9 protein-coding genes are annotated in these 11,947 nt (G+C 72.3%); 1 reads left to right on the forward strand and 8 read right to left on the reverse strand.

Annotation, left to right across the window (positions count from 1 at the left end):
* From MXD95_RS05980 to tal, 4 genes are all read right to left on the reverse strand, one after another.
* Window positions 1–319 (reverse strand): 6-phosphogluconolactonase (locus tag MXD95_RS05980; RefSeq protein ID WP_250639533.1); only part of this gene is annotated, 319 nt, incomplete at its 3' end.
* Window positions 316–1,467, reverse strand: a complete 1,152-nt coding sequence (locus tag MXD95_RS05985; protein WP_250639534.1) for a glucose-6-phosphate dehydrogenase assembly protein OpcA — start codon at window positions 1,465–1,467, stop codon at window positions 316–318. The genes MXD95_RS05980 and MXD95_RS05985, both read right to left, overlap by 4 nt.
* A 100-nt stretch (window positions 1,468–1,567) precedes the next feature.
* A complete protein-coding gene (gene zwf / locus MXD95_RS05990) occupies window positions 1,568–3,097 on the reverse strand; it encodes a glucose-6-phosphate dehydrogenase (protein WP_250639539.1) in 1,530 nt (509 codons plus the stop codon).
* Window positions 3,098–3,173: 76 nt separating this feature from the next.
* Window positions 3,174–4,289 carry a transaldolase gene (tal, locus tag MXD95_RS05995; RefSeq protein ID WP_250639535.1) on the reverse strand — a complete coding sequence of 372 codons (1,116 nt, stop codon included), beginning with the start codon at window positions 4,287–4,289 and terminating at the stop codon, window positions 3,174–3,176.
* 1,478 nt (window positions 4,290–5,767) lie between these two features.
* Here tal and MXD95_RS06000 point away from each other — a divergent pair.
* Window positions 5,768–6,640: a heme o synthase gene (locus MXD95_RS06000; RefSeq protein ID WP_480024007.1), complete on the forward strand. Its 873-nt coding sequence runs from the start codon at window positions 5,768–5,770 to the stop codon at window positions 6,638–6,640.
* Between the two features lie 711 nt (window positions 6,641–7,351).
* Here MXD95_RS06000 and MXD95_RS06005 read toward each other — a convergent pair.
* The 4 genes from MXD95_RS06005 to MXD95_RS06020 form a co-directional block, all read right to left on the reverse strand.
* Window positions 7,352–8,476: a COX15/CtaA family protein gene (locus MXD95_RS06005; protein WP_250639536.1), complete on the reverse strand. Its 1,125-nt coding sequence runs from the start codon at window positions 8,474–8,476 to the stop codon at window positions 7,352–7,354.
* Between the two features lie 82 nt (window positions 8,477–8,558).
* Complete coding sequence (locus MXD95_RS06010) at window positions 8,559–9,284, reverse strand: ABC transporter permease (protein WP_250639541.1); 726 nt, start codon at window positions 9,282–9,284, stop codon at window positions 8,559–8,561.
* Between the two features lie 206 nt (window positions 9,285–9,490).
* The gene (locus tag MXD95_RS06015; protein ID WP_250639537.1) at window positions 9,491–10,588 is read right to left on the reverse strand and encodes an ABC transporter ATP-binding protein; all 1,098 of its coding nucleotides are present in this window, start codon (window positions 10,586–10,588) and stop codon (window positions 9,491–9,493) included.
* Window positions 10,589–10,869: 281 nt separating this feature from the next.
* Window positions 10,870–11,409 carry a helix-turn-helix domain-containing protein gene (locus MXD95_RS06020; RefSeq protein ID WP_250639538.1) on the reverse strand — a complete coding sequence of 180 codons (540 nt, stop codon included), beginning with the start codon at window positions 11,407–11,409 and terminating at the stop codon, window positions 10,870–10,872.
* Window positions 11,410–11,947: the final 538 nt, after the last annotated feature.

The following is an 11,947-nucleotide window of genomic DNA, read 5'->3' on the forward strand; positions in this document are numbered from 1 at the left end:
GGGGGGGGGGGGGGGGGGGGGGGGGGGGGGGGGGGGGGGGGGGGGGGGGGGGGGGGGGGGGGGGGGGGGGGGGGCGCCCCCCCCCCCCCCCCCCCCCCCCCCACCACACATCGACTCGGGACCAGTCCACCGCGTCGAAGGCGGCGCTGGCCCGCACGGCGCGCAGCAGGGCGATGCCGATGCCGCCGCCGGTGAGGACCACCGACGCCTCCCCCCGGGCGGCCTGTCCGTCCACGAGCCGGGTGATCAGACGGGCGGCGACGGCGCGGGCGAGGATGCCCGCGTCGGCGTGCGGCACCAGCAGCGGTTCGGCCGTCACGCGCTGCCTCCCGCCTTCGGACGTCCAGCGGACCCCGCCGTGCCCGGCCCACGAGCCGGCCCACGAGCCGGCCCGCCACTCGACGCGGCGTTCGCCGTCCGGTCGGCGGACGCCGTCGGGGTGGAGGCGGTTGACGGGGCCGCGCTCGCACCCGCGACTGATCCGACGGGGACGGGGGCCGGGGTGTGCTGCATCGGGTCGCGCCAGACGTGCTCGCGGTGCTCGGAGCGGGAGGCCAGGTTCGGCAGGCTGCTCCAGGTGCCGAGTGCCTCGGCGTAGGTGACGTCGTCGTCCAGGCGGCGTAGCTCCTCGGCGAGCAGGTCGCCAAGGCCGCCGTCGACCAGCGGCAGCACCCGGTCCGGGTAGCCGGATCGGGAGATCGTTGCCGAATGCGTGTCGGTGCGGGTGATGGCGAGCCGGTCGCTGCCGAACTTGACGGTGACGCTGGTGATGGCGGGCGTGCTGGCGGTCTCCTCGACCGTGACGGGCACGCCGAGACGGTTGCGCAGCCACCCGGCGAACAGCTGCGCGCTCGGGTTCGCCCGCCCGGCGTTGATCGTTGCCGCGGTCGGATGGTCACTGGCCGCGTCGAACGCTGCCGCGAGCAGGGTGCGCCAGGGGGAGAGCCGGGTCCAGGCGAGGTCGGTGTCGCCTGGGGCGAAGTCCGCGGCCCGCTGGTTGAGGGCGGACAGCGGGTCGGGTGCCTGGGTGACGTCGGTGACCCGCCGGTCGGCGAACACGCCCAGCGGGTCGTAGGCGATCCGGGTCGGCGGCCCGTCGTGCCACCAGGTGACGACGGGGGCGTCCGGGGCGAGCAGTGGCAGCACGACCGACTCGGCGTGCAGCGCGAGCCGTCCGGACATCCGCATCACGACGGCCTCACCCGGGCCGAGCCGCCCGCCGATCGATACCTCCGCGTCCAGGCGTGGGTGCGGCGCGTCGATCTGGCGGCGCACGACCAGCAGCAGTCGGCACGGATGCGCGGAGGCCGCCTGCGTGGCGGCACTCTCGGCCTCGCTCACGTTCTTCTCGTCGACGACGGCGACGAGGGTGAGCGCCAGCCCGAAGGCGAGGGCACCGGCCGCGCGCCGTTCGGCGGCGAGCGCCTTGACCACATCGGTTCCGGTGGTGTCCCACAGTGTGGTCACGAGTGGCTCCTCTCGACCGGGGAACGGCTGTCGACCGGGGAACGGCTGTCGATCTGGGCGCCGCTGTGTGTCGGACGCGCCGCCGGGCGCGTCACCGAACTCATGGGCGCCGCCAGCGGCGGTCGTCGAGGGCGAGCATCTCGTCGGCGGCCGACGGACCCCAGCTTCCGGCCCGGTAGCGGTACGGCGTCGTGCTCGCCCAGTGCTCCTCGAGCGGGTCGATGATCCGCCAGGACTCCTCGACCTCGGCGTTGTTCGGGAACAGCGTCGCGTCGCCGAGCAGTACGTCGAGGATGAGCCGCTCGTAGGCCTCGGGCAGCGCCTCAGTGAACGCCTCGCCGAACAGGAAGTCCATCGCCACGTCGCGGACCTCCATCGCGGAGCCCGGCACCTTCGAGCCGAACTTGAGCGTGACGCCCTCGTCGGGCTGCACCCGGATGACGAGCTGATTGTTGCCGAGTTCCGCGGTGTCGGTCTGGTCGAAGGGCAGGTGCGGCGCCTTCTTGAACACGATCGCGATCTCGGTCACCCGCCGCGGCAGCCGTTTGCCGGTGCGCAGATAGAACGGCACGCCGGCCCAGCGCCGCGTCTCGATGCCCAGTCGTACCGCGGCGTAGGTCTCGGTCCGCGAGTCCGGCGGGATGTCCTTCTCGTCGAGGTAGCCGACGACCCGCTCGCCGGCGAGCCAACCCTGCTCGTACTGCCCGCGGATCGCGTACCGGCCGAGGTCGTCCGGCAGCGAGACCGCCCGCAACACCTTGATCTTCTCGGTGCGGATGGTCTCCGCGCTGAAGCTGACCGGCTCCTCCATCGCGGTGAGCGCGAGCAGTTGCAGCAGGTGGTTCTGCAGGACGTCGCGGGCGGCGCCGGTCTCGTCGTAGAAGCCGGCGCGGGTGCCGATGCCGACGTCCTCGGCCATCGTGATCTGCACCGAGTCGACGAACTGCGAGTTCCAGATCGGCTCGAACAGCGTGTTCGCGAACCGCAGCGCGAACAGGTTCTGCACCGTCTCCTTGCCGAGGTAGTGGTCGATCCGGTAGACCCCGGCCGGCGTGAACACGTCGTCCACCAGAGAGTTCAGCTCGCGGGCGGAGTCGAGGTCATGCCCGAACGGCTTCTCGATGACGACCCGCCGCCACGCGCCGCCCCCGGTGCCAGCGAGCCCGGTGCGCTGCATCTGCTTGAGCACGACCGGGAACGCCGACGGCGGGACCGACAGGTAGAACGCCGCGTTGCCGCCGATGCCGTGGCTGTGCTCGAGCTCCGCGAGCATGGAGACGAGCTGGTCGAACGCCGCGTCGTCGTCGAACGCGCCCGGCACGAACCGGATGGAGTTCGCCAGCCGGTCCCAGACCTCGGCGCGAAACGGTGTGCGCGCACCCTTCTCGGCGGACTCGCGGGCGAACTGGGCGAAGTCGCCGTGCCCCCAGTCGCGCCGGGCAAAGCCGAGCAGCACGAACCCCGGCGGCAGCAGGCCACGGTTGGCCAGGTCGTAGACGGCCGGGATCAGCTTCTTGCGGCTCAGGTCACCGGTCACGCCGAACACCACCAGGGCGCTGGCGTCCGGCAGCCGTGGCAGTCTGCGGTCCCGTGGGTCTCGCAGCGGGTTGGAGCTCACCGTGGGCGCCACCCGTTCCCCCTTCGCGTTCGTCGTGCGCCGGTCGGTCGCGCGCCGGCCCTGGGCGGGCCGGTCAGAGGTGGGCGGGTCAGCGGGCGGCATCGGTCCTGCCGAGCTGCCGCGCCACCGTGTCGAGCAGCTGGTTCCAGGAGTCCTCGAACTTCTGCACGCCCTGGGCCTCCAGGGTCTCGATCACGTCGTCGAGGTCGATGCCGAGCTCGGCGAGCCGGGCGAACACGGCTCGGGCGTCGTCGTAGTGCGGGCGGATCGTGTCACCGGCGACCGTGCCGTGGTCGGCGAACGCCTGCAGCGTCGCCTCGGGCATCGTGTTGACGGTGCCGGGGGCGATCAGCTCGGCCACGTAGATCGTGTCCGGCAGCGACGGGTCCTTCGTCGAGGTGGATGCCCACAGCGGGCGCTGCGGCTTGGCACCCTGGGCGGCCAGCGCCGCCCAGCGGGGCGTGCCGAACGCCTTCTCATAGCGCTCGTAGGCCAGCCGCGCGTTCGCGATCGCTGCCTTGGTGTGCAGGGCTTTCGCCTGCGGAGTGCCGACCTTGTCCAGGCGCGAGTCCACCTCGGTGTCGACCCTGCTGACGAAGAACGACGCCACCGACGCGAGGTCCGACACGTCCCGCCCGGCGGACAGGGCCTGCTCGATGCCGCTCTGGTACGCGTCGATCACCGCGTCGTACCGGTCCAGCCCGAAGATCAGTGTGACGTTGACGCTGATCCCCTCCGCGATCACCTTGGTGATCGCCGGCAGGCCCGCCAGGGTGGCCGGGATCTTGATGAACAGATTCGGTCGGTCGACGAGCCACCACAGCGCGCGGGCCTCGGCGATGGTGCGCTCGGTGTCGTGGGCCAGGCGTGGGTCGACCTCCAGGGAGACGCGGCCGTCGACGCCACCGCTGGCGTCATAGGCGCCGCGCAGCACGTCACAGGCCTCGCGAACGTCAGCGGCGGTGATGGCGCGTACCGCCTCGCCGATGTCCACGCCGCGGACCTTGAGGTCGTGCAGCTGCTCGGAGTAGTCGTCGCCGGAACCGATCGCCTTCTGGAAGATCGTCGGGTTGCTGGTCACCCCGACGACGTCCCGGGTAGCGACCAGATCGGCGAGGTTGCCGGTCCGCAGCCGCTGCCGGCTGATGTCGTCCAACCAGACCGCCACTCCGGCGGCCGAGAGCTCGGACAGGGGGGTGCTCATCGGTGGTGTGTTTCCTCTCCGCGGCGATGGGTCATTCACACGATGTCAAGCTGTTCTCGGCGCGGGTGATGCCAGGAACAGCCGCGGATCCGGCCTTGGTGGCCGAACCCACACCGGCGTGGCGTCGCTGGACGCTGCTGGCCCGGCCCAGGGGCGCGGCCAGGCCAGCCCGTGACGCTGCTGGGCCGGACCAGGGACGCCACCGAACCAGCCCAGGGGCGCGGCCAGGCCAGCCCCGTGAAGCTGCTGGGCCGGAGCAGGGACGCCACCGAACCAGCCCAGGGCGCGGCCGGAGCCTGCGGCCGGACGCGACGCCGCGAGGGTGGGGCCACGGTCCATCCGGTCCACCCCCTCGAGCCCCTACCCCGCCAGGCCTGCGTCATCCCAGTCTGGTTCCAGTTTGATCCCTCACGGCGCGCCTCCGTGACGTCCGGGTAGCGGTTGGAAGAACAGCCGCGACGAACTGCCTGTACGTGGCCCGTGAGCGACACCACGCCGAGACGACTACCACGGTGGCGTCCGCCTGGTCGGGGGGATCACCTGGTCGGATTGGGCCGGTGCGTCCGCCCGTGCCGTCGCCCTGGGCGGACGTGAGCCAGACCGCAGGCCCGGCCAGGGGGATCCAGGCGCGGCCGGCGCGCATGCGCCGCGATCCGGCAGCTAGACTCCGACACGTCGTAGAACACCGTGCGCTCCGTCACCGGGGCTCCGTCCAGTGCGGGTCGTCCGCCGATCCCGCCGATCGCGAGGTCGCTCTGTCTACCGAGGCCGCCCTTCGTCGCCGGCGCGTCACCAAACGCGGACCGGTGCGGTCGGACATCTCCCCATCGGTGATCGCCGGCTCGCTGGACGCCAACGCCGTGGTCGCCGACTCGGTGGCCCAGCCCGAGCTCAGCCACGTCCCGCATCAGCCTCAGGCCCAGCCGCGGATCCCGGCCACGTCGACCGCGGCCGTGGCCCGCTCCACCGGCCTGTCCGTCTCGCCGCCAGCCGAGGAGCCCGCCCGCACCGTGAGCGCTGTCTCTGCCGCGGGGACGCCGTCTCCCGCAGCTGCTTCCCACGGCGTGCTGCCGTCGAAGGGTGTCTCGAACGGCGTGAAGCCCTCCAACGGTGTCACACCGTCGAACGGTGTGGCGCTGTCGAACGGTGTGGCGCCGTCAAATGGCGTGGCGCTGTCGAACGGTGTGGCGCTGTCAAATGGCGTGGCACCGTCAAAGGGCCTGGCGCTGTCGAACGGGGTCAGCCCGTCTACCGGGGTGAAGACGTCCAACGGGGTGAGGCCCTCGAACAGCGCCAGTAAGTCCGACGGGGTCAGTGGATCTCATCGCGCCAGGCCGTCCAACGGGGTCGCCCGGTCCAACGGAGTGAGCCGGTCCAACGGGGGCGGCGCGTCGCTCGCGGTGCCGGGCGGCGCGGGTGCGGTGCCGGTCGGGCCGGCAACGGGGGACGCGGCGGGCATGCTCGGCGGCCTCAGCGCGCTGGGCGCGAAGGCCCGTGCCTACATCGCGCTGATGAAGTTGCGCGTCGTCGAACTGCTGCTGGTCACCACGGTGCCGGCGATGATGCTCGCCCAGCGTGGGATGCCCTCGGTCTGGCTCATCGCCCTCACGCTGGTCGCGGGCACCCTGTCGGCCGGCAGTGCGAACACCATCAACTGTTACGTCGACCGCGACATCGATCAGGTCATGGGCCGCACCCGGCGCCGCCCGCTGGTGCGCGCGACGGTCACGCCGACCGAGGCGCTGGTGTTCGGCATCCTGACCGGCATCGCCTCGACACTGATGTTCGGCTTCCTGGTGAACTGGCCGTCAGCCCTGCTCTCGCTCACCGCGATTGCCTTCTACGTCTTCGTCTACACCCTCGGCCTCAAACGCCGCACCTCGTCGAACATCGTCATCGGTGGCGCCGCGGGCTGTTTCCCGGTGCTGATCGGCTGGTCGGCGGTCACCGGAACGGTCGGCTGGTCGGCGGTGTTGCTGTTCGCGATCGTCTTCTTCTGGACGCCGCCGCACTTCTGGGCGCTCGCCATGCGCTTCCGGGACGACTACGCCGCCGCCGGCATTCCGATGCTGCCGGTCGTCGCCTCGCCCGAGACGGTGACCCGGCGCATCCTCGGCTACTCGTACGCGATGGTCGCATCCTCCCTGGCGCTCGTGCCGGTGGCGCACACCGGCTGGTTCTACCTGGTGGCCGCGCTTGCGGTCGGCGGCTGGTTCATCGCCGAGGCGCACCGCGTCGTCCGGCGCACCGCACGCGGCGAGGACCCGCGGCCCATGCGCCTGTTCCACATGTCCATCACCTACCTGACCCTGCTGTTCGCCGCGATCGCCATCACCGCCCTGGTCGCCTGACCGGCCCGCCCTGCCGGACGGCGCTGTGCCGGACGACGTCCGGGCGGCGGCCCGCCGGCTCGCGGGCGAGGCACCCGCCGCCGGACGCCCCCTCGACTGGTTCGAGCCGCTCTACGCGGCCACGTGGAAGCAAGTCGTGTCCCGGTTGCCTGGGCCGGCCTTACCGGGCTTACCGGGCTTACCGGCCCCGGCGGCACCTGCTGCCCGTCGCCTGCGGCCGGGACGACTCCGACCACCCCTGCCGCATGCCGTGGCCGCCGACCCGGGCCGATCTAGGTCGCTTCTCGTGGATCTCCGGCTCGCGGCCGGGTTCCCCCAGCGAATCTCACTGTCCGTGATGGCTTTCGGGGTGGTGGCGCCACCGGCCGGACAGGGGGGTCGATATCGCAGGGATCTGTCCGGATCTTCCGGGCGCTCACACTATCGTCGTCGCCCCACAGAGGCTCTTGATCCAAAAGGCATGATCGCGCACCCTGCTGCTGCGGATCGTCCGACGGCCGATCGTCACTTCATGCAGTGGTCTGCCGAGTGAGATCGGGCCAAACAGGTTGTGGCGGGGGGCAATTCGGACACGATCACGCCCTTGACGACCTGTTTGGATCTTGGTCCTGCCTGGCCCGGGAAATCCCGCTACAGGGAGTGACTCTGGCCGGCTGGTGGCGGTGCGCCGACCCTGAATCGTCCGGCGGGGTCGCCGCAGGGGTGCCCCGGTCAGCGAGCGGCGCCGGCGGGCGTTGACGCCGCTGGCGGAGGGCCGGCGGGCGCCGGGGTTCGCGCGACTGGCGCGGGGGAGGCGCCGATGACGGTATCCCTTGCTGCCGCTGCCGCTGCCGCTGCCGCTGCCGCTGCCGCTGCCGCTGCCGCTGCCGCTGCCGCTGCCGCTGCCGCTGCCGCTTCGGGCGCTGGCTCGGGCCTCAGCGCGGGGTGCTCGGCCATCGCGAGCCACAGGCGTAGGGCGACCACCCACATCAGGGTGGCGCCGGCCATGTGCAGGGCGACCAGGCCGGACGGGATGCCGAGGAAGTACTGGGTGAAGCCGATTCCGGCCTGGGCCACGATCGTCGCGACGAGCGCGAGCGACTCGCGCCGGGCGGCCGCGGGAGCCGCGGTGATCCGCACGGCGAAGGCCATCGCGGCGGCGAGGCCGGTGAGCAGCATCGCGCCGTCGGCGTGCAGCTGCGCGACGGTGACGATGTCGAACCCGAACCGGCGGTGGTGGGTGGCGTCGCCGCTGTGCGGGCCGGTGCCGGTCACGACCGTCCCGAGGACGAGCACCGCGGCGGCGGCGAGGACGAGCAGCCGGGCCAGCCACAGCAGCGCCGGCGCGACGGCGGGAACCACCTGGCCCGCGCCCTGGCGGGCACGACGGTCCAGAACGACCGCGTTCCACAGCAGCACCATGGACAGCAGGAAGTGCCCGGCGACGGTCGCGGGATGCAGCTTCGTCAGCACCGTGATCCCGCCGAGCACCGCCTGGCCGAGGTAACCGGCCCAGAGCCCGAACGACAACAGGGTGAGATCGCGGCGCCGGCCGTCGCGCAGCCGCAGCGCCATCAGCGGGGTGATGAGCACCACCACGCCGACGACCAGGCCGACCACCCGGTTGCCGAACTCGATCGCGCCGTGCAGCGCGTACTCGGAGTGCGGGGTGAACGAACCGTCGCCGCACTGCGGCCAGGTCGGGCAGCCCAGGCCCGAGCCGCTCAGGCGCACCACGCCGCCGCTGACCACGATCAGCGAGAGCAGGACGACGTTGGCCGCGGTGACGACCTGGAACGCGCGGCGCCCGACGAGCGGCAACCTCCGACGCGCTGTAGAAGTTGGCACGGCTGCCATGGTAACTCCCGCTCCGACCACGCCCACCGGCCGCGCGCCCACTCAGGCCGGAGCCTCGGTGACGTGCGACTCCTGGGACGTACTACTCCCAGCGGAACGTTCGGGCGGCGAGCCCGAGGCTGGCCACGGCCCAGGCTGCGAGCACGAGCAGGGGACGCACCCCGGGCCCGTCACCGTCGGCGAGGGCGTGACGCAGCCCGTCGGACAGGGCCGCGGTGGGCAGGCCCTCGGCGAGCACGCGCAGCCATCCGGGCAGCTTCGACAGCGGGAACACGACCCCACCGATGAGCAGCAGCAACAGGTAGACGCCATTGGCTGCGGCAAGTGTCGCCTCGGCCCGCAACGTGCCAGCCATGAGCAGGCCGAGGCCGGAGAACGCCGCCGTGCCCAGCACCACCAGCAGGAGCACGAACGGCACCGCCGCCGCGCCCCCGCCGGGATCCCAGCCGAGGGCGAAGCCGACCGCGACCAGCAGCAGCAGCTGTAGCACCTCGACGGCCAGCACCGCCGCGGTCTTGCCAGCAAGCAGGACCGAGCGGGGCAGCGGGGTCGCGCCGAGCCGTTTGAGCACACCGTAGGAACGCTCGAACCCGGTGGCGATCGCCTGCCCGGTGAACGCCGTCGACATGATCGCCAATGCCAGGACGCCGGGCACCAGGAAGTCCACCGAGCGTCCCGAGTCGGGCGGTAGCACGTCCACGGCAGTGAAGAAGGCCAACAGGCCCACCGGAATGATCAGCGTGAGCAGGACGGACTCGCCGCGGCGCAGGGTGAGGATCAGCTCGAGACGGGTCTGGGCGGCGAACATCCGAGCCCGGGTCGCGGCGCCGGGCGCCGGGCGCAGGTCGAGCAGCCGCTCACCCCGCAGCCCGCCGGCACCAGTCCCGCCGGCACCAGTCCCGCCGGCACCAGTCCCGCCGGCACCAGTCCCGCCGGCACCGAGACCGCCGGCACCGAGACCGCCAGGGCCCGCTGGGCTGAGCTCGCCCGCGGGGCCGAACGCGTCGGCGGCGGTCACGGGCGCAGCTCCGAACCGGTGAGTTCCACGAAGACGTCCTCCAGGGTGCGCTGCTCGACCCGCAGGTCCTCGGCAAGCACGCCGTTGCCGGCGCACCAGGCGGTGACGGCGGCGAGCAGCTGCGGGTCGACCGTGCCCTCGACCAGATAGTGACCGGAGGGGCCCTCCCGGGCGGCCGTACCGTCGGGCAGCGCGAGCAGCAGCTTGCCCAGCTCCAGACCGACGGGGGCCCGGAAACGCAGCTGGCCCTCGGCGCCGCCGCGGGTGAGCTCGGCGGGGGATCCGGTCGCGACAACCCGGCCGTGGTTGATGATGGAGACCTGATCGGCAAGGCGTTCGGCCTCGTCCATGGCATGTGTGGTGAGCACGACGGTGACGCCCGCGGCCCGCATCTCCTCGATCAGCTCCCAGGTGGTGCGGCGCCCGGCGACGTCCAGCCCAGCGGTGGGCTCGTCCAGGAAGACCAGCTCGGGACGGCCAACGACCGCCATGGCCAGCGAGAGCCGCTGCTGCTGGCCGCCGGAGAGGCGGCGGAACGGGGTGGCGGCGGCGTCGGTGAGCCCGAGCCGGTCGAGTAGTACCGCCGGGTCCAACGGGTGGAGATGGTGCGCGGCGACCAGGCGCAGCATCTCCCCGGCCCGCGCCCCCGGGTACATCCCGCCGGCCTGCAGCATGACGCCGACCCGGGGCCGAAGCTCGGCCGCGTCGGCGATCGGGTCACGGCCGAGGATCCGAACCTCGCCCGCATCCGCACTCCGGAAGCCCTCGCAGATCTCCACCGTCGTCGTCTTGCCGGCCCCGTTCGGCCCGAGCAGTGCCGTCACCGAGCCGACCGGCACCGTAAGAGACAGCCCGTCGACGGCTCGGACGCGCCCGCCGGCCGGCCGCTGACCGTCAGCCCGGGCCGCGGGACGCGCCGCAGACGGCGCGAGCACCGCCGGGAACTCGCCGCCGGGCTCGCGTGGACCGCGTCGGCGACGACCGCCGACGTCCCGTCGCCGGACCGGGCGTCCCGCTCGGGAACGCGCCGGAGCGGAATGCGCGGAGTAGGTCTTCACGAGGCCCGTGACGCTGACTGCCAGGATCTCCGCCACTCGGCGATCCTACGGATCCTGCCCGACGAAAGGGGAATCACTTCCGGTCACCTCGCGCTCGCGCCCGCGTTCCGTGGTCGCGTTTTCCGTCCCTTCCCGCTGTCCCTTCCCGCTGTCTCGGCCCGCTGTCCCGGCCCGCTCGCTGTCCCGGTCTGCTGTCCAGCCAGCCGAGCGGCCGGAGCTGGGCCCGGCGGGAAGCCGCCTGCGGCCGAGGAGCGGTGGGCGGGGCGGGGTGGCCACGGCGGGGTGGCCACGGGACCGGGCTGGGGCGGGTGGCCGGGTCAGCTACGTTGCTGGGGGGTGCGCGCAGCGCTGCCGTTGCGCCGACGACCGCCGAGCGTGGCCGGCTCGTTCTCGACCAGCGCACCCCAGGCCCGCAGCCGTTCGTAGAGCACCGCCGGCGTTGTGCTGTACAGCCGGGACAGCGATTGCAGGTCCCCACGGCGCAGGCGCAGGACGTCCCGGGAGTTGTCCGAGCGCAGGACCTGGACGATCGCGATCCAGCGCCGCAGCGGGCCGGTGCGGGTCGGTGGCAGCTTGCGCAGCCGGCGCAGGTCGATGACCAGCGGCGGGAGGCCGTCGACCTCGCGGCGGTCGGGTGCCGGCGGGACCAGCAGGGTTGTGGGCACGTCGTAGAGCTCGGCGAGCTCGACCAGCCGGTGCACGCGCAGGGTGCGGGAGCCTCGCTCGTAGGCGCCGAGAGTTCCGGCGGTCCATCGGCCGTCGGTGCGCTCCTGGACATCCAGCAGCGACATGCCTCGCCGGTTGCGCGCGGCGCGAAGCCGGCGGCCGAGTTCGAGAGCGTAGTCCGCCTCGGTCACGGTCTCCGTCCGGGTCAGGGTCGACAGGAGACGCCTACCGCCCCCCTTGTGACAGCCTGTCAGGACTCTGTCCGCCTGGCAGCCGATTCAGCCACAAAGGCGCGAGGTCCTGTGGCCCTACGGTTGTCCCCTGACGCGGGGCGCTACAGAATGTGAGCCGCTATCTCCATTTGGCCGCCGAGAGTAGTCATCTGGCCTTCGGGTGTCACCGATAGGCCATTGATATTTCGATGGATATTAGATGGTGGGGAATTGATTTAGATGTGCCATGGTTGTGTCAAAAATGTCCTGCGTAAGTCGGTGGGTGCCGAAGTAGGCCGACACGGTGGGGTCAACAGGGTGGGGTCAACAGGGTGGGCTGAGCTGGACTTTTGGGTGGGTAGGCTGCTCCCGCCTCGGCCCGGTTGGGCGGTCCTGGTAGATCGTCGGAGCCTCCGGCGGCGGGCACGACCGTGCCGCCGCGCGACCGCAGGACCGGACATAATGATCATGGTGAGCAAGTGCGGATGCTGACGGTAGCGGTCCCATGTGAAAATTG

Origin of the sequence: Frankia sp. AiPa1 (assembly GCF_023243075.1) — a bacterium.
Classification (GTDB): Bacteria; Actinomycetota; Actinomycetes; order Frankiales; family Frankiaceae; genus Frankia.